Annotated in this window: 16 protein-coding genes; 15 read left to right on the top strand and 1 reads right to left on the bottom strand. The window is 55.0% G+C overall.

The window, feature by feature from the left end:
• Positions 1-5 precede the first annotated feature (5 nt).
• The 11 genes from SCM96_10350 (at position 6) to SCM96_10300 (ending at position 14,408) form a co-directional block, all read left to right on the top strand.
• A complete protein-coding gene (locus tag SCM96_10350; protein MDW7761023.1) occupies positions 6-2,225 on the top strand; it encodes an N-6 DNA methylase in 2,220 nt (739 codons plus the stop codon).
• A complete protein-coding gene (locus tag SCM96_10345) occupies positions 2,225-3,586 on the top strand; it encodes a restriction endonuclease subunit S (GenBank protein ID MDW7761022.1) in 1,362 nt (453 codons plus the stop codon). Before SCM96_10350 ends, SCM96_10345 begins: the two co-directional genes overlap by 1 nt.
• On the top strand, positions 3,587-5,170 hold the full coding sequence (locus tag SCM96_10340) for a hypothetical protein (protein MDW7761021.1): 1,584 nt from the start codon (positions 3,587-3,589) through the stop codon (positions 5,168-5,170).
• Entirely contained in the window at positions 5,170-6,564 is a 1,395-nt protein-coding gene (locus SCM96_10335) for a putative DNA binding domain-containing protein (GenBank protein MDW7761020.1), read from the top strand. The genes SCM96_10340 and SCM96_10335 overlap by 1 nt, the downstream gene beginning before the upstream one ends.
• Positions 6,565-6,585: 21 nt before the next feature.
• The gene (locus SCM96_10330) at positions 6,586-7,740 is read left to right on the top strand and encodes a hypothetical protein (GenBank protein MDW7761019.1); all 1,155 of its coding nucleotides are present in this window, start codon (positions 6,586-6,588) and stop codon (positions 7,738-7,740) included.
• Positions 7,741-7,743: 3 nt separating this feature from the next.
• A complete protein-coding gene (locus tag SCM96_10325; protein MDW7761018.1) occupies positions 7,744-8,979 on the top strand; it encodes a cytoplasmic protein in 1,236 nt (411 codons plus the stop codon).
• Between the two features lie 44 nt (positions 8,980-9,023).
• Positions 9,024-9,788: a class I SAM-dependent methyltransferase gene (locus SCM96_10320; protein MDW7761017.1), complete on the top strand. Its 765-nt coding sequence runs from the start codon at positions 9,024-9,026 to the stop codon at positions 9,786-9,788.
• Between the two features lie 96 nt (positions 9,789-9,884).
• Positions 9,885-10,760, top strand: a complete 876-nt coding sequence (locus tag SCM96_10315) for a DUF6498-containing protein (GenBank protein ID MDW7761016.1) — start codon at positions 9,885-9,887, stop codon at positions 10,758-10,760.
• Positions 10,761-10,959: 199 nt separating this feature from the next.
• A complete protein-coding gene (locus SCM96_10310) occupies positions 10,960-11,913 on the top strand; it encodes a diguanylate cyclase (protein MDW7761015.1) in 954 nt (317 codons plus the stop codon).
• 70 nt (positions 11,914-11,983) lie between these two features.
• The gene (locus SCM96_10305; protein MDW7761014.1) at positions 11,984-13,132 is read left to right on the top strand and encodes a serine hydrolase; all 1,149 of its coding nucleotides are present in this window, start codon (positions 11,984-11,986) and stop codon (positions 13,130-13,132) included.
• Between the two features lie 61 nt (positions 13,133-13,193).
• Positions 13,194-14,408, top strand: coding sequence for a P1 family peptidase (locus tag SCM96_10300; protein MDW7761013.1), 1,215 nt, complete (start codon positions 13,194-13,196; stop codon positions 14,406-14,408).
• Here SCM96_10300 and SCM96_10295 read toward each other — a convergent pair.
• Positions 14,392-15,216 (bottom strand): hypothetical protein, encoded by an 825-nt coding sequence (locus SCM96_10295; GenBank protein ID MDW7761012.1) that lies wholly within the window; start codon positions 15,214-15,216, stop codon positions 14,392-14,394. The genes SCM96_10300 and SCM96_10295 overlap by 17 nt on opposite strands.
• Before the next feature lie 209 nt (positions 15,217-15,425).
• On the opposite strand from SCM96_10295, the gene SCM96_10290 reads away from it, so the two are divergent.
• Genes SCM96_10290 through pstB form a run of 4 tightly spaced genes read left to right on the top strand, consistent with a single transcriptional unit; the run spans position 15,426 to position 18,855 of the window.
• Positions 15,426-16,340 carry a PstS family phosphate ABC transporter substrate-binding protein gene (locus SCM96_10290; protein MDW7761011.1) on the top strand — a complete coding sequence of 305 codons (915 nt, stop codon included), beginning with the start codon at positions 15,426-15,428 and terminating at the stop codon, positions 16,338-16,340.
• A 6-nt stretch (positions 16,341-16,346) separates the two neighbouring features.
• Positions 16,347-17,240 carry a phosphate ABC transporter permease subunit PstC gene (gene pstC / locus SCM96_10285; GenBank protein ID MDW7761010.1) on the top strand — a complete coding sequence of 298 codons (894 nt, stop codon included), beginning with the start codon at positions 16,347-16,349 and terminating at the stop codon, positions 17,238-17,240.
• Positions 17,237-18,094 carry a phosphate ABC transporter permease PstA gene (gene pstA / locus SCM96_10280; GenBank protein ID MDW7761009.1) on the top strand — a complete coding sequence of 286 codons (858 nt, stop codon included), beginning with the start codon at positions 17,237-17,239 and terminating at the stop codon, positions 18,092-18,094. Before pstC ends, pstA begins: the two co-directional genes overlap by 4 nt.
• A complete protein-coding gene (gene pstB, locus SCM96_10275) occupies positions 18,094-18,855 on the top strand; it encodes a phosphate ABC transporter ATP-binding protein PstB (GenBank protein MDW7761008.1) in 762 nt (253 codons plus the stop codon). The genes pstA and pstB overlap by 1 nt, the downstream gene beginning before the upstream one ends.
• Positions 18,856-18,866 lie beyond the last annotated feature (11 nt).

Genomic DNA, 18,866 nt, shown 5'->3' with positions numbered 1-18,866 from the left:
GATGCGTGGCCAAAAAAAATTATGTAAAAGCGGATGAAATCCAAGTCAAAGGCAGCCAGATCTTCAGCCCGGTGCGACGAAAATGGCTGCCGCTCACCCCTGAAGAACGCGTTCGTCAGGAATACTTGCTCGTTTTGACCGAGGAATATGGTTACATCCTGGACCAGATCTCAGAGGAGATGGATGTCTCCGGTCGCGGCAGCGCCCAGGCACGGGCGGATTTTGTGATATGGCGCAGCCCCCAGGACAAAACCGCTCAAAAAGCCCCGTTTATCATTATAGAGTGCAAATCGGACAATGTGACCATTAAGGCCCAGGACTATTCTCAGGGAGAACACTATGCCCGTATGACCGATGCGCCTTTTTTCGTCACCCACAATTCCCGGGAAACCAAATACTGGCGTGTCAAGAAAGACCGGATGCCCGGCTACATAGAAGAAATCGAGAACATCCCCCATGTCGATGCCACGGACAAGGAAATCGAGGAGTTGTTCTCGAAATTGCGCGTGTTCAAAGAGAAAGAGTTTGCCGACTTGCTGCACCAATGCCACAACGTGATCCGCAACCGGGAAAAAAAAGACCCGGCCGCCGCCTTTGATGAAATCGCCAAGATCCTTTTCGTAAAAGTATATGTGGAACGTAAACTACTTACCCGCCGCAGTAAGGAAAACCTCTTTACCGTTGATGTGCTCAATCGGCAGATTGCCGAAAACCCGTTGGACACGTTATTCCAGGAAACCAAGAAATCCTATTCCGCGGATAAAATCTTCGACGATGATGAACGGATCAACCTGAAACCGGCCACGGGCGAAGAGATTGTTCGCAAACTTGAAAAATACAACCTTTCCGATACCAGCGAGGATATCAAAGGTGTGGCTTTTGAACGCTTTCTGGGGCGTACCTTTCGCGGAGAAATCGGTCAGTTTTTTACTCCTCGAACCATCGTGGAGTTCATGGTGCACATGATCGATCCCCAGGAGGGCGAGGTGGTCTGCGATCCGGCCAGCGGGTCCGGCGGATTTCTGATTCGGGTATTTGAGATCGTGCGTGAAAAAATCCTGGCCGATGCCGACCGACAGTATAACGATTTTCGGGCAAAGGTTGAAAAGGACAAGTCCCTTACAGACACCAAGCGGGCCAAATTGCTTCAGGAAAAATTTGATGAGATCCAGCAAACCATAGATCAATCCAACGAAGGCTCGCGCCTCTGGAATCTGGCCAACCGCTGCATTTTCGGCACGGATGCCAACGACCGCATGGCCCGTACCAGCAAAATGAACATGATCATGCACGGTGATGGTCATGGCGGGGTCCATCATCATGACGGCTTTCTAAACGTCAACGGCATCTTTGAAACCCGCTTCGATATTGTCCTCACCAATCCCCCTTTTGGCGCAAACGTGGAGCCCTCGGACAAGGTGCTTGAATCCGACATTGCAGTGAAGGATTCAGATGAGCGCCGCTATGTGCGTGAGTTCGGCGAGCCTTATAAAGAAGCCCAGGCGCGGGTAAAGTCCGCCATCAATAAACCCATTGCCAGTCTGTTCGACCTGCCAAAGAGTAATGAATCCAAGATAAAAACCGAAATCCTTTTTGTAGAACGATGCCTGGACTTGCTCAAACCCGGGGGACGCATGGGCATCGTTCTCCCCGAAGGGGTCTATAACAATCCTTCGCTGGCCTATGTACGGCAATTTGTCGAAGACCGAGCCTATCTTAAGGCCGTGGTCAGTCTGCCGCAAGAGACGTTCATCTCTTCCGGAGCCAGTGTAAAGGCATCTCTGCTGTTCTTGCAGAAATATTCAGATCAGCAAAAAGAGCGATTTGATAAGACCTATGTCGCTGCGATAGCGGAAATTGAAGCCAAATATGCTGACGAGATCGCTGCGGAAACCCAGCGACTTGAGGGCGCCATTGCAAACGCTAAGGAAAAAAAAGATGCCGAAAGCCGTAAATTGCTACAAAAGGAGCTTAAGGATTTCCTCAAGCAGATGGAGGGGAAGAAAGCCGCCGAATCTCGACAGCTATTAAAAGAGCGTTTTGATTATCCCATTTTTATGTATGAGGCAGATAAGGTCGGTATATCCGCCACCGGTGAGGAAGGGCAGAACGAGCTCTATCCAAATGCAAATCAACCGAAAAGGATCGAAAAGACCTGCCTGGAATGGTTCCGGGAGTTTTTGCTCGATCCCAAAGCTTTTGCCGGGGCTGGAGGATCTGAGTGATGGGAATGGCCACACCCCGCATAATAAGCTTTACTGACTTAGAACGTTGGGACGTAAAATATTTTTTAACGAAGATAAAATCAAAGTTCCCTTTGGTGTCTCTTGCCGAATTCGTCACTGAACATAACGAAAAAATACGTCCTTATGATTCACCACGAGAATCCTTTAAGATACTTGGGGTGAACAACACTAATGGAATTTTCCATGCTTATGACGCACAGGGAAAAGACATCAAACAACCCTACAAAAAGGTCAGTGCGGGTGACTTTGCCTACAACCCATACCGTATAAACGTCGGATCAATAGGTCGGGTACCACAGGAACATGATGGCGCATTCATAAGTCCGGCTTACGTCGTTTTTTCGGTTGATAAGGCCGTCGTTCTTCCCGAAGTTTTTTGGTTTATATTAAAGTCTGCATTTTTTAATCAAACCTTGCGCGCCGCAACTGCTGGCTCTGTAAGGATGAATTTGACTTATCCGCTTCTTGAAACCTTAAAGATACCGATCCCACCACTTTCAGTTCAGAAAAAGATAGTGACATATTGGGAATCGGCTGTCGCAGAAGCTATCCAATTGGAAGATAAGTCTAAAGCCACCATAGACGAATCCATGCGAATTTTCATTCAAGAACTTGGCCTTTCTATGCCTAAAAACCAGAAATCTGATAAATTAATTATTGGGCAATGGAAGGATTTTGATCGATGGAGTGTAAGCTACAATCAAGCCGCAAGCACAATTATGGACCTCACAAAAGGTAAATTCCCCATTGTCGAATTAGGGGCAATTCTTGATCTCGTTCAATATGGGACAAGCGAAAAAACAAATTCAAATGGGGAAGGGGTTTGTGTTATCCGTATGAATAACATTGTTGACGGTGATTTGGATATATCAAATTTGAAACATCTGAAAGTATCAAAAGTTATCGAAGAAAGTCTTAAGCTTATCAGCGGGGATATTCTTATCAACAGGACAAATAGCAAGGAGCTTGTGGGTAAATGTGCTGTTTTTGACAAGAAAGAGACCTACATTTTCGCCTCGTATCTTATTCGATTGCGAGTAGATCCCGAAAAAGCTGATCCACATTTTGTTGCTTTTGCAATTAACGGTCCAATCGGTCGCCTGCAGATTAATGCCCTTAGTAGGCAGATCATTGGTCAGGCGAACATAAATAGCACAGAAATCCAGTCACTTAAGTTACCACTTCCAAATCTCAATGTTCAGCAAAAACTGATAAAAAAAACAATGCAAGAACGCCTGAAAGCAGCGTCGCTAAGAGCTGCATCAAAAGAACTATTGGGAAAAGCAACGAGCGGGGTCGAGCAAATGCTCCTTGGTACACGGCCCGTGGAGGATATTTAAATGCCCACAGTCAGCCAAACCATCGAATTCGAGGGTTACTTCGCTGAAGGGGTATTGGGTATATTCAAAATCATTCGAGGTTTTGCCGATTTACGGGATTTGGCGGCGATTTCGGTTCCCTATGAGCTAAATGAAGGAGCCGAGGCGGGGCGGGTAGTCGGCCACCAGCGCCAATTGAACGAAAGGCATGCCCTGGACATCAAGAAATACCTTGAACAAAGCGACAACCGGCTCATCCCGGAAATCATTCTGTCCGTTCGTGGTGTTTTTAATAATGTGACCGAGCAAGAAAGAGTTATCGGTGTTGGAACCGGGGAGAGGGCGCTGATTGCCGTCAGTCGCCGATTTGCCGGCAAGCATCAACGGGTTCAACAGATCAGGATTCAGCGTAGCGATCTGGAGGCCGTCAAGGAACAAAAAATGGTTCGCCGTATCGACGGCAATCACCGGCTGGCAATGGCCGAAACCCTTGAGGAAGATCAAATCGTTCCCACCAAGTATTTAGCCCCCTTTTGTCTTATCTTGTTGGGGCCCTCTGATAATGATGCTGACGATTACGCCGAATCGTTGATCTTCCACACCATCAACAGCACCGCTCTAACGCTTGAATCGGAACACGGATTGCGGCTTTTGCTGGGGCAGGACCCGGCCCATGCCATGACACCGGACAATGAGTTCGCGTACAGCCCCGACTTGCACCTGACCCGCCTGCTTTGCAGGCATTTGAACAACTTGCCTGAACAGGTCCGGCAAAGGTTTGGTTTTCGTCCATTGACTTCGCTATGGGAAGCGGCACGAAATCTGGTTCAAATGGACCCGACCATGACAGAAAACCGCGCAGCTCTGACCACCTTTGCCGATGAGCTTTTTGCGGCCCTGGCCGACATATTGACCCGGTTAACATTCCAGCACCCCTCACTCTGCCAGACTTACGCTTTTCTGGAATTGGCCGCCCGCGTCTGGCGTGAGAGCACCGGGAATACCCACGACGAACGAGTGAATGCCGCCGTGGGTTTGTTGGATCGCATCGGCCTATGGCTTGGCGCAGAGGGAATTACCAGCCTGCTTGATCCGCTTTCTCCAGCCAAACAACTTCTGGAAACCTTCAAGGCCGCTCAACAGCGGGTACCCAAACGGGTATTTCTCGCGCGCTGGTATCCATCCCAAGAGGCAAAGCATAACGCCTTTAACAAGGCAAACTTGCGCCTCCAGCAACTCAAGGGAACACTGTCGGCCATAGAAAGGGATCATAAAATCAATCTTGAGTTGATCGACATGGGCACCGAAGAAGGCGGCGCGTTTCCGATCCATCACCGCATGTACGAAGCCATCGCATCGTCCGATATCATCATTTGCGACCTGACCGGTCAACGTCCCAATGTTTTTGTCGAGGCTGGTTTCGCCCTCAAGCATCACGAAAAAAACCGGCTCATCTTTCTTTTTGAACCGCAAAAACGGAATGAAGCGGTGCCGTTTGACCTCACGACATTTAAATATGTGCTTATTTCTCAGGCTGCTGAGATCCCGAATAAAGTAAAGTCTGAAATCATCGCGATCCTGCGAGGTGCTGGAGCGCCGATTTAATGAATACCTCCAACCTCCGAAAACTTGTCGCACATGGCGAAGACAGCCGCCTCCAATTCAAGGCGGATGTGCGCAATGTGGATGCGCTTGCAGCGGAGATGGCGGCGTTTGCCAACTGTGAGGGCGGTCGTATTCTGATCGGTATTGGGGATAATGGCGAGTTGGAAGGAATTTCCCGGTCCGAGGTCAGCCGGATAAACCAGTTGATCAGCAACGCGGCCAGCCAACATGTGCGCAGCCCCATTTCTCCGCAAACTGAAAACGTCTCTGTGGGCCGCGGAAAAGTGGTGATTGTGGTCACTATGCCCAAGGGGATCGACAAGCCCTATTTCGATAAAAACGGTGTGATTTGGCTGAAGGTGGGCGCGGACAAACGGCGGGTGAATTCCAAAGAAGAACTGCGCAGGCTTTTTCAGGTCTCCGGCCAGTTCCATGCCGACGAACTGCCCACCAAGGCCGGGGTGGAGGCTCTGGACAAGCTTAGGTTTCAAGACTTTCTGCGCGATGTCTACAAGCGCAAATTCCCGGAGGAGCCTTCGGAGTTGTTACGGTTGCTGCAGAACATGAATCTTGCAACTGATGAGGGCATGCTGAACCTGGCCGGGGTGCTGATGTTCGCCGAACGCCCGGAATGGATAAAACCCCAGTTCGTGGTCAAGGCCATCCGATATCCGGGCAACAAGATTCATGTCACCGACTATGTGGATACCGAAGATTTTGTCGGCCCACTCAAGAAAATTTTCGACGATGCCCTTGCGTTCGTCATGCGAAATCTCCACAAGATTCAGGCCGGCCGAGGTGTGAACGCCCCCGGATTGCCCGAAATTCCGGAAAGCGTTTTTGAGGAACTTTTAGTGAACGCCTTGGTACACCGTGACTATTTGGTAAGTGCATCGGTTCGCCTGTTTATTTTCGACAACCGCATCGAGATCGTCAGTCCCGGCCATCTGCCGGACAATCTGACGGTGGAAAAGATACTGGCCGGAAATTCGAACATCCGCAATCCAATTCTGGTTTCGTATGTGGCCAAGGGACTGCTGCCTTATCATGGTTTGGGTTCGGGCATACAACGGGCACTGGATGCCTGGCCGAAGATCGATTTTACTGATGATCGTGACGGCTGCCGTTTCACCGCTACGGTGCATCGAAAACCGGTTGGAGAACTTACACTGGTCGCGAAACCACCGAAAACGTCGGGGAAAACGTCGGGGAAAACGTCGGGGAAAATTCTGGATATATTAAAGCAAGAGGAAAATTTAACCATACCGGAACTGGCGCGTTTAATTGGCGTGACCGAGCGTTCCATCGAAAGAAATATCCGCAAATTGCAGGACCAGGGCCTACTTCGACGCATCGGTCCAGCCAAAGGTGGTTACTGGGAAGTGATCGAATGAGAAAAACACACTAATAGAGCCATGAGCGAATACCAATACTACGAGTTTCTGGCCATTGACCGGCCTCTGACAGCGGATGAAATGGAAGAGCTGCGGGCGCTTTCCATGCGGGCCACGATCACGCCGGTCAGCTTCACCAACGAATACAATTGGGGAGATTTCAAAGGCGACCCCCACAAGTTGATGCAGCGCTATTTCGACGCCCATGTCTATGTGGCCAACTGGATGACGGCCATTTTCATGGTGCGGCTGCCCATCGAGGCATTGACCCGAGAGACCGCCAAAGCTGCGGCCGTGCCTTACCTGTTGGATATCAAGGCCACCAAGACCCATTGGATGATTACCTGGAGCCTGGAGGAGTCGGAAAACTACGACCGCTTCGGCATGGAGGACGGCCGGGGCTGGATGGCGCGTCTGGCCCCGGTGCGGGAGGAACTGCTGCGCGGGGACTTGCGCAGTCTGTATGTCGGATGGTTGATGGCCGTGGCCGGGGAGATGATGGATGACGTAGAGACCGAGCCAGTATCCGTGAGCGGATTGGGAAACCTCACGGCAGCCCAACGGGCACTGGCCGAATTCCTCGAAGTGGACCCGGACCTGCTAGCGGGCGCCGGCATGGGCAGTCAGGTTGCACAAGAGGTGGTAATTTCGCAAGCGGAAATGGAGAGGTGGATAAAATCCCTGCCCCGGGATGAAGTCAATCCGATCCTGAAGCAATTGCTGAAGGGCCAAGGGTTGCAGGCCGAACGATCCCTCAGGAATCGTTTTGAGGCATGGCGGCACAGCCTTCAGACGGGCGATACCGACGCATCCCGGCGCACGGTGGGGGAATTGCGGCAGAACGCTGAAAAAGCCTGCCAGATCAGATTGGAGAAACAAAAACGGGACCGCGAGAAACAGGAGATCAAGCACCGCGAGAAACGAAGGGCGTATCTGGACAACCTGTCCAACGATTTTCCCAAAGCCTGGGCGTCGGTTCGAGAACCCATCGAGCGCGGATCGGGGCAGGGGTACGACGAAGCCTGCCGCATACTCGTTGACATCGCCGAAGCCCATGAACTGTTCGCGACCAAAAAGCAATTTCAACAAGAATTTACAAAGTTCATGGGCGGCCACCTGCGGCGTAAGTCGCTGATTCAACGGCTGGTGAAGGCCGGTATCTGGAAGGATCAATAAAAGATGGGCACGCGAAACCCCAAAGAGGGTAAGAGGCTCGAAGCCTTGGACAGACTTATTGAGGAAATCACCGTCGACGCATACGGCAATGATGAACAGCTCTGGGCTTTTCGGCAGGCCTTTGAGGATGACGTTGCGCTACCGGCCGACGGTTTCGTCATCGGGGAACCGGTTTCGGTGATCGCGGTGGACTACGACGGTAAAGAACGGCGCGGTCTGACGGCCAATTGCCGCCGGGAGGACGGGTCGGAATATGTAATTTCGCTCTCCGAGGTCGTGTTGCCGCAGGCATCGGCAATGGCGGGTTACATCGCCGCCTACCGCAGGTGGCTCAACCTCGATCCTTACCCTGTCGAAAACAAGAAAACTTCCCGACGCGGGCGGCAGCACAAGGCGGCAGATGATGACATCGACCTGAGCAAACCCGTTGATTTGGTCGCCCTATCTGTCACGGGGCGAGCCGCCCGGTGCCGTTTGTTGAAAAGCGACCGGATCATTACCCTGCGCGCAAGCCGCCTTTGGGAGGTGGTGCCTGGCGCCATCGTCACGGTCAAGCCAGGAAAACAGTGGCGTTACGGCGGTCATCCGTATCTCGCCGGCGAGGTTCAGTCGACTCGAATCGACGTGAAGGCCCTCGATCTCGTACCACTGGAGCTCGAAGAGATGGGCATGTGGGACCCCAAGGAAGAGTACTGGGGAGAAGAAGGCGAACCCATCGAGGAATGGGCCAAGCCGATCATCGCCCACGGCCCCCGCCCCATGTTCGAGATGGAGCAGGTACTGCCCGGCGAGGACCCTGATGATCCTTTCAATGACCCCATCACAAGGTCCAATGATCTCAAAGATGCCGGCGAGCGGGATGAGGCGGAAAAGATCTTGATGCAGCTGTGCCAGGCGGACCTGCGCTGCCTCGATGCCCATTCGCATCTGGGCAATTTCGTCTTTGACCACCATCCCCAGGATGCCGTCCACCATTACGAAGTCGGTTTGCGTATCGGCGAGCTGTCTTTGGGTGACGGTTTTTCCGGCGTGCTGGCGTGGGGCCTTATCGACAACCGTCCATTTCTGCGCTGCATGCACGGCTATGGATTGTGTCTCTGGCGTCTTGGACGCTTTGACGCGGCGGCGCACATATTTGAGAAGATGCTCTGGCTGAACCCGTCGGACAACCTAGGTGTGCGGTTTCTCATGGATCGGGTGAAACGAAAGACTGCTTGGGAGGATCGTGAAAACGAATAAGGGGAAACGGCTATGAAGAGATTTGCATACGGGAAGTCATGACCATGACAGAGCCAAGTCCGCGTTTCTGGGACATCTTTTTTGAGGTCTTCGAGGCCCTGCCGCGGCAGGGGCCGGGCAACCGCGCCGGCGCCGAGAGGGCTCTCGGCCTTTGCCGGGATCTTCCGGAATCGCCGGACATCCTCGACCTGGGCTGCGGAGTCGGCGCGCAGACGCTGCATCTTGCCGAGCTCACTTCAGGATCCATTGTCGCCGTTGACAACCATGCTCCGAGCATCGAGCGACTCCGCGAGACGGTCAGAGCGCGGGGACTTGCCGGAAGGATTCGGCCCGTGGTCGGCGACATGGCCGAATCCGGGCTTCCGCCGGAAAGTTTTGATCTCGTTTGGTCCGAAGGGGCGCTTTACAACATCGGCATCGAAAACGCCTTGCGGCTCTGTCGCGGCCTTCTGCGCCCCGGCGGATATCTTGCCTTCACCGATGCCGTCTGGCGGAAGGAGAATCCTCCGGCCGAGGTCAAGGCGGGCTTCGATTTGGATTATCCGGCGATGGGCCGGGCGGAGGATATTGAGGCGGCCATCGGAAGGAACGGGTTTTCGCTTCTCGGACGCTTCACCCTGCCGGACGAGGCCTGGTGGGACGATTTCTACACACCGATGGAAATCCGCATCGAAGAACTGCGCGTCAAATATGCCGGCGACGACGAAGCCCTTGGCGTTCTTGACCGGCTTGCACAAGAGCCCGAGATGCACCGGACGTCTTCCGACTTCTACGCCTATGAGTTTTTCGTAGCCTGTTTCGGGGTGTGATCCGAAAGGCCCGGGAAATGCTTATTCGTCCCGGCCGCATAACGGCGGCCGATCAAACGATGTTGAAAAAGACGTGACTCTGAGCGTCGGAAAACGATGATGGAGAACCCTATCCTCCAGAGAAGTGAAACGGCCCGCGCGGCTCGGGACGGTCAAACAGGCGCAGCCGTCCTCCGCAGCCTTCTGTCCTTCGGAGCGACGGTCGGCGCCGCCGTGTATTTCGGCTGGACGGCCAAGGATCTCCTGTGGGCGCTCTGGATATCCAGCCTGACGGTCGGTTATCTGACGATCCTTTTTGTGATCGTCGGCGGGTTGGTCTCCGGACGTGTCTTTTGGATGAAAGCCGACCGGCCCGGACCGACGGAACGATTCGCCCCCGTCGTCATGGCCCTGTTTTTCCTGATTCCGGTCCTGGCTTTTTTCGGTCTTTCTCTCATCACGCTTGTCTATGCTCTGGTCACGGCCATCGCCGCTGCAGCGGCGCTTCTTGCTCCGGGTGACCACAAAGACGGAGCCGGCCCTGTCCGAATCCTGCGCAATGTGCTCGTCAATCTCCCGTCCGGATTCTTCATGCTTGCTTTTTTCACCGTTCACTTCGGCGGATTCCATTTCGTCCACAGCCTTTTCCTCAACGGTTTTTTCCCTCTGGTCGAGGATGCGGGGTTCGGCCGGGATTTCGAAGAAATCTTCGTCAATTTCGGCCGTTTCGTCCGCATTTCGGCGGCGGCGTATTGGCCTGTCATTCTGTCCACAGCGCTGTCCCAGACCGGAAATATTCCTGCCGCGGCGAAAAGAGCCGGCGACAACGTGATGTTCATTCCCTACAAGAACGTCATCCGGATGCATCTCATGATCTTCATCATCGCCTTCATGAGTATCGGCGGCCTTCATGCCTGCGTCCTCTACGCGGCCCTGTTCATTTATTTCTTTCCGCTCGAGAATATTTTCAGGAAAAATGCCGGGTTAACTTAGCATAAAAGCCTGGTCAATAAACGATTAACCGATTCAGGGGGGGGGGAGCACCAGGGAGATCACCCCGATGTTCATCGCATATGGTGATTGACGGATTTATCCGGTTTTGTAAAAATGGCAAACGGGAACCATAGGGAACCATGTCATATCACGGTAGGCGCATTCGTCTTTGGAGTGTCGATATGCTCCGGAGGGCCCGATGATGGTGCCCAAGTACAAAGTGGCCCTGGCCATCATCGACAATGAGCTGAACCTGATGTGCATCAAAACGGTTTTTCAATTCGAAAAAATTCAGCTTCTGGAAGCCCGGGATTTCGAAAGCGGACTCAAGATTCTCCGTCTCCATAAACCGGATATCGTGCTGATCGATCGGGATCTCAAGACGATGGATATTTGCGCCGCGGTTCAGACGATCCGGAAAGAGCCGGCGTTCGAAAAGATCCCGATCCTGGCCTATGCGGCCAAAGCGGACTTGCCGGACTCCGAACGGGTTTTAAAATCCGGAATCAACGGCATCATCTCCAAGCCGATTCTCTCCCGGTCGTTCCTGGAAGAGGTCAAGAAATTCATCAAGCCCAATGGATATCATGAGCCTCCGCCCCCCGCTCGTGTTTTTCAAACGGCGGCCGAAGTGAACGCCTCGATTTTCGACGCCTTGACGGGTCTTTTCAACAGCGGATACATAAAGAAAACCATGGATCTCGAAATGAAACGGGCCTCCCGGCACGGCTATTCCATCAGCCTGATGAAGATCGATGTGGACAGATTCAAGGCCGTCAACGCCAAATTCGGGCCCTGGATGGGCGACTTGGTTCTTCGTGAAATCGCCGAGATCATCCGGATCAGCATTCGGGAAATCGATGTGGCCGCGCGCATGAACAACGACGAGTTCCTCATTGTGCTTCCCTATGCCGACAGGCTGGGCGCCGTTCATGTAGCCAAGAGGATTTTCCAAACGCTTCGAAAACACACCTATTCGCCCGGCATCGCCCTGCTGATCGACGATATCAGCATCTGCATGGGAATCGCCACATGCCCCCAGGACGCAACCTCTCTTGAAGACACCCTGAAGATGGCCGAAAGCCGTCTTCAGAAAGCCCGGGAATCGGGTCTGAATCGGATTTGCGTCCAGGAAACCGTCGCGGGGGCATAAAACACCCGAGCCGCCGGCGTCTTGACAACTATTCTCCCGTCATTTATGGTTCCCGGGAAGGAGTCGGATCATGATGATTTCCAGGAAAAATTTCTCCCTGCCGGTTTTATTTCTGGCCGTTGCCCTGGCCTTACCGGCTGCCGGGGCCCCGTCGATCCAGGACGTTTCACGTTTTGAACGTGAGAGCTTGGTCTTTCCCGGAGCCGAATGGTCGCGCGTCGAGGATCCGGAATCCGCGGGCTTTTCCGGGGTCAAACTGGCCGCCCTTCGAGGCTGGCTTCAGGCCATGGACACATCGGCCATGGCCGTGATCGTCGGCGGACGCCTGATTTTCGAATACGGAGACCTGTCCCGTCTCAGCTATTTGGCCTCTGTGCGAAAAAGCGTCCTGGCCGTCCTTTACGGGAATTATGTCGAAACCGGCGTTATTCCCCTGAACCGCACGCTCAAGGATATCGGGTTCAACGATGTCGAAGGGCTGTTCGCGTCGGAGCTTGAAGCCACGATCGGGCACCTCATCACGGCCCGGTCGGGGGTCTATCATCCCGCTTCGAATCCGGGAGACGATACCTATGCCGCCCCTCCAAGAGGATCACAGAGACCGGGAGGTTACTACCTCTACAACAACTGGGATTTCAACGCCGCCGGGGCGGTTTTCGAAATGTTGACCGGGAAGGATATTTATGCCGCCCTGGCCGAAGATCTGGCCGAACCGATCGGGATGCAGGATTACGATCCGGCCCGGCAGAGCAAATCCGGAGACGTGAAGCGTTCGAAACACCAGGCCTACCACATCCGGCTTTCGACACGGGACATGGCCCGTTTGGGTCTCTTGATGCTCCGCCGCGGCGAGTGGGACGGCCGGCAGGTTGTATCCAGAGAATGGGTCGCGCGGATCACGAGCCTGGTCACGCCTCTTCACGAAATGAATCCGCCGATGAGACGATCTCTCGGCGGGGGCAACCGCTGGGCTTATGGATACATGTGGTGGATTTGGGATGCCCCCAACTCCGACGGCCCTTTCGAGGGGGCCTACACGGGAATGGGCGCTTACGGCCAGTACATCACGGTGCTTCCGAAATTCGACATGGTCGTCGTTCACAAGACCGATCCCGGAGAGCCTTCGCCGTCGGGCGACGGGAAAAGGCCGCGATCCGTCAGTTTCCGCGAATATGACGCCGTCCTCCGCATGTTGATCGCCGCCGTGCTTCCGCGCTGACCGAATTGATTTCGCAAAATGGATATGATTTTCGCCCGAAAAGATCATGAAGGAGAGAATCATGCCGGATAAAACATGGCATTTTGCAGACGGGACCGGTGTTGTTGCAGTCGCCGGACTCCTGTTTTTCGTGGCGGCCCTTGTTTGTTTCGGAAAAGAGGAGGTCCGCCGGCGGCCTCGGGATCTGGGCTTTCCGACCGGGGTTATGACCCCCGGGCCGCTTAATGCCATCACCGATGTGTCGGGTGTCCGTGTCGGCCATGTCACAATAATGCGCGGCGATGATGTCCGCACGGGCGTCACGGCGGTATTGCCCCATGGAGGAAATCTCTTTCAGGACAAGGTGGCCGCGGCCATCGAGGTCTTCAACGGTTTCGGCAAGTTGGCCGGTTTCACCCAGGTGCGGGAACTCGGGAACATCGAAAGCCCCGTCATTTTGACCAATACCCTGAGTGTCGGGGCGGCCATGGAGGGCGCCGTGCGCCACGCCCTGGAACAATCGGGGAACGAAGATGTCCGTTCGGTCAACATCGTAGTCGGAGAGACGAACGACGGTTCCCTGAACGATATCCGGGGGCTTCATGTCCGTCCCTCCGATGTGCAGGCGGCGATCGAGACGGCCCGGGAAGGGCCGGTTGCCGAGGGCGCCGTTGGAGCGGGAACCGGAACCCGGGCCCTGGGTTTCAAGGGCGGAATCGGCACATCCTCGCGTCTGACCGAAGAATGGTCGGGCCGCCGCTATACCGTCGGCGTTCTCGTGCAGAGCAATTTCGGGAGCGAACTCGTCATGCAGGGCGTGCCCGTGGGCCGCATCCTCAGGGACGGCGGCGGTCATCCGGCTCCCGTTCCGGGTTTGAGCCCCAATGAAGACGACGGCGAAGCCGGTCGCGGCGGATCCTGCATGATCGTCATCGCCACGGACGCCCCCCTTTCGGAACGTAATCTGGAGAGACTGGCCCGGCGTGCCTTTATCGGAATGGGGCGAACGACAACCGTGATGAGCAACGGATCGGGGGACTATGCCGTCGCCTTCAGCACGTCCCGCATCATCCCGCATCGCCCGGATTCGCCGTTTATCAAAACGCCGGATCTTGTCGCCAACGACATGATGACCGTCCTGTTCCGGGCCGCGGAGGAGGCCGTCGAAGAGGCGATTTACAATTCGCTGTTCATGGCCGAAACCATGACCGGCCGCGACGGGAACCGGGCCGAGGCGCTTCCGATCGGCAAGGTTTTGGAAATTCTGAAGGCTTTCCGCTTCAGAACATCCACTTGAGAACGAGACCGGCATGGATGCCGGTCAGTTCCCATTTGAAAGGCCTGGACTGACCCTGCCGGTCGATGAAAGTCATCGTATCACCCGTGCCTTCGGCGAAGGTGACGGCCTCCCGTTCCCTGATTTTGTAGGAATTGACGGTGCCGAAAGGGATGCGGACTTCCGCCGACAGGATTGCCGTATCCGCCACCGGAAAATCGATGCCCAGGGTGATATGCGGCGCGAAAGCGCCACCGGCGCCCTTGGTGAGTTCGCGATAGGGGATGCCGATAATCGCACCCTCGAATTTCAGGTCGCTCTCGACCGACAAACGGCTGAGATAATAGCCTGCGCCGGCGCCGATGTAGGCGTCGACTCCGATTACCGTGAAAGTTTTCTTGACGCCGGCCGTCAGAGGCAGGGCGGAAACTCGGGAGGCGATGAGAAATTCGGCACTGACCGGAGTTCCGTCCACGATGCTGTAGGCCTTGACGGAACCCGTGCGCTTGAATCGGACATATTCCGCTCCGATGACGAGCGACATCCGGTTGCCGAATCGATATTCGAATTCGCCCCCGAAGGTCGTGTTGTCGGTGATCGGCAACAGGTTGTCTTGAGAAACGGCGTAGTTCAGGGCTGTGAACGTCCGTCCCAGAATCGTCATGTCCGCGTTTCGCGCCTTCATCCATTCCTGATTGAGAGTCGTCGAACTCGGCCCGAAAAATCCCAGGCGGATGCCGAGGGAATAGGGAGTCCGGTCATCCGCGTGAACGGCCGGAGCGAGAATAAGAGTCGTGAGCAACAAAGCCGCGGCGATTTTGGTCGTCATAGGCGCCTCCGGGAGTATTTACGCATCTTGCGGGATCTTCGTCAAGTGGAAAAACAGACAGGTTAAAAAATATTGATCGCCTCTTAATCAATTCTTAACCCGGGCCGCATATTCTTGGCACGAACCATCGCCGCCTCCCCCGAAGAATACGCTCGGGAACAAGGCGCCGCCTGAGGGCGGGCGATGAAATAACAAAAGGAGACAGAAACATGCGTATCGGAAAAGTATTGGGTGTCGGACTTGTCATTGTGGCCCTTATCGCCGGCGCCGCCGTCACGTCCGTCACGGCTGCCCAGAGATCCAAGATGATCCAGATCAAAGGTTCGGACACCATGGTCAACCTGGTCCAGATCATGGCCGAGGAATTCATGGCCAAGAACCCCAACATCCCGATCGCCGTTCTCGGCGGAGGTTCGGGCACGGGGATCGTCGGCCTGATCAATAAGACCTGCGATGTGGCCAACCATTCCCGCGAAATCAAAAAGAGCGAATATGAACAGATGGCGGCGCAGAATATCACACCCCGCGAATTCATCATCGCGGTTGACGGCCTGAGCGTCATCGTCAACTCGAAAAATCCCGTGAAGACCCTGACCATGGCCGACGTCGGCGCCATCTATCGCGGCGACATCAAGAACTGGAAAGATGTCGGCGGACCGGATAAAGCCATCTCCCTCTACGGCCGCCAGTCCAACTCCGGGACCTATGTCTTCATGCAGGAATTCGTTCTCGGCAACAAGAACTACTCCTCGGAAATGAAGGAGATGAACGGCAACGCCCAGATCATCGAAGGCGTCATCAAGGATGAGGCCGGAATCGGTTATGTCGGCGTCGGCTATCTCTTCGACGCCTCCGGCAAAGTCCGAAGCGACCTGAAAATCGTCGAAATCAACAAGGAAAAGGGCGCGCCCGCCTTCTCGCCCCTGGACAAGAAGGCCGTCGACAGCGGCGATTACCCGATCGCCCGCCCCCTCTATCAGTCGACCGCCGGAAAACCCTCGCCCGATGTGGCCAAGTTCCTCCAGTTCGTGACCGGCCCCGAAGGCCAGAAGATCGTCGAGAAGGAAGGCTTCTTCACGATCGGATCGGGCCATAAAGCCCAGAACGACAAGAACCTCAAGTAAGATCCATTGAATCCGAGAATCCTCAGAAATCTCCGGGAATCGGCGATCAGGGCTTTCTTTTTCGCAAACGGCGTTCTGGCCGTCATCGCCCTTCTGGGTATCTTCGGCATCCTCCTCTACACGGCCGTGCCGGCATTCCGCGAGATTCCGATCGACGAGTTTCTGTTCAAGAAAAACTGGGATCCGACTTCTCCCGAGAAGGTGGAATACGGCATCCTTTCCCAGATCGTCAGCACGCTCCTTGTCACCTTCGGCGCCCTGCTCCTGGCCGTTCCCATCGGGGTCGGCGTGGCCGCCTACCTCTCCGACGTGGCCCATTGGCGCGTCCGGGAAATCATCAAACCCATTGTCGAAATCCTGGCCGGGATCCCGTCCGTCGTCGTTGGATTTCTCGGCATCGTATTGTTCAGCCCGGTTCTCGCGTCGCTTTTCGGGACAAGCCACGGCTTGAACGCCCTGAACGGCAGCGTGCTTCTGGCCATCATGGCCTTGCCGACCATCATCAGCATCTCGGAAGATTCGCTGAACGCCGTCCCCGCCGCTTACAGTGAAGCCTCCCTGGCCCTGGGGGCGACGCGGTGGCAGACGCTTCTGCGGGTCAAAATCCCGGCCGCCCTTTCGGGGATTATGGCCGCCTGTATGCTGGGCATGGGGCGGGCCATCGGCGAGACCATGACCGTTCTCATGGCCACAGGAAACGCCCGGGCGTTTCCGACGGGCCTTCTCCAGTCCGTCCGAACCATGACGGCCAATATCGCCATTGAACTCGGCGAGGTTCCCTATTTCACCACGCATTATTATTCTCTTTTTGCCGTCGGACTGGTTCTGTTTATCATGACCTTTGCCGTCAATCTTGCGGCCGACGTCATTCTCAACAAGTATCAGGAGCGCGAGCAATGACGATCTTCCGTAAGATTGCCCAATTCGCCGGGTTCATGCTCCTTCGGATCTGCCTTTATATGGTTCTGGCCATCTTGTTTGTCTTTCTCTACGACATCGTCAGCAAAGGCGGAAGCGTCATCAGCTGGGAGTTCCTGTCCCAGGCGCCCCGCCGCGGCATGACGGAAGGCGGAATTTTCCCGGCCATCATGGGGACGTTTTTCGTGACCGTCATGACAGCTGTTCTGGCCATTCCTCTCGGCATGTTTGCCGCCATATATCTGAACGAATACGCCAGCCAGACGCGTTTGACGCGGCTCATCCGGCTGTCCATCCGAAATCTTTCGGGCGTTCCGTCGATTGTCTACGGTCTCTTCGGCGTGATCCTGTTCGTCAACATGCTCCGGTTCGGAACCTCGATTCTTTCGGCCGGATTGACATTGGGACTCATGACCCTGCCGTGGACGATCACGGCCAGCGAGGAAGCTCTGAAAACGATTCCGAATTCCTACCGGGAGGGCGCGCTGGCCCTGGGTGCGACGAAGTGGCAGGCCATTCGGACCAATGTGCTGCCCTATGCCGTCCCCGGCATGTTGACGGGAACCGTGCTCGGGTTGGCCCGGGCGGCGGGGGAGACGGCCCCGATCCTGTTTACGGGCGCGGCCTTTTTCCTTCCCATCCTGCCGCGTTCCCTGAGCGACCAATTTATGGCCCTGCCGTACCACCTCTATATCATGTCCACCCAGCATCATGCCATCCAACAGGTCCGGCCCATTGCCTATGGAACGGCACTCGTTCTGATCGCTCTTGTGTGGGGTCTGAACATGACGGCGATCATTATCCGCTACAGGTTGAGAAGAAAATGGAGACGTTGATGGACACATCCGCCAAGATCGAAACCCAGGATCTCAATTTCTATTACGGATCGAACCGGGCGCTGAAGAGCGTCAGTGTCGTCTGCCCCGAAAACCGGGTCACGGCCATCATCGGTCCCTCGGGATGCGGAAAATCGACATTCATCCGCACCTTGAACCGTATGAACGACGTCATCGCCGCAACACGGGTCGAGGGGCGCATCCTTCTCGACGGTGAGGACATCCGGTCACCGAAAACCGATGTCGTCGAACTTCGCCGGCGGGTGGGTATGGTCTTTCAGAAGCCGAACCCTTTTCCCAAGTCCATTTATGACAACATCGCTTACGGACTCCGCATCAACGGTTTTCGGGATAAGAAAAAGCTCGAGGAAATCGTTGTCCGAAGCCTTCACCATGCCGCCCTGTGGGAAGAAGTCAAGGATCGTCTGTCCGAAAGCGCCTTCTGCCTTTCCGGAGGTCAGCAGCAGCGGCTGTGCATCGCCCGGTCGCTGGCCGTCGAGCCCGAGGTCATTCTTTTCGACGAGCCGTGCTCGGCCATCGACCCCATCGCCACGGCCAAGATCGAGGACTTGATTCACGAGCTCAAGAAAAGCTACACTGTCGTCATCGTCACGCACAACATGCAGCAAGCGGCGCGCGTATCCGATTTCACGGCGTTCATGATGCTCGGGGAGCTCGTCGAGTTCGACAGGACGGACAAGGTTTTCACCAATCCGTCCAACAAGATGACCGAGGATTACATCACCGGCCGCTTCGGTTGATCCGGACCTGA

It is taken from the genome of Acidobacteriota bacterium (assembly GCA_033549365.1).
Taxonomy (GTDB): Bacteria; Acidobacteriota; Aminicenantia; order Aminicenantales; family Saccharicenantaceae; genus JAWSUF01.
The sequence above is the reverse complement of the archived record's forward strand: the minus strand, read 5'-3'. Positions and strand labels throughout refer to the sequence as shown.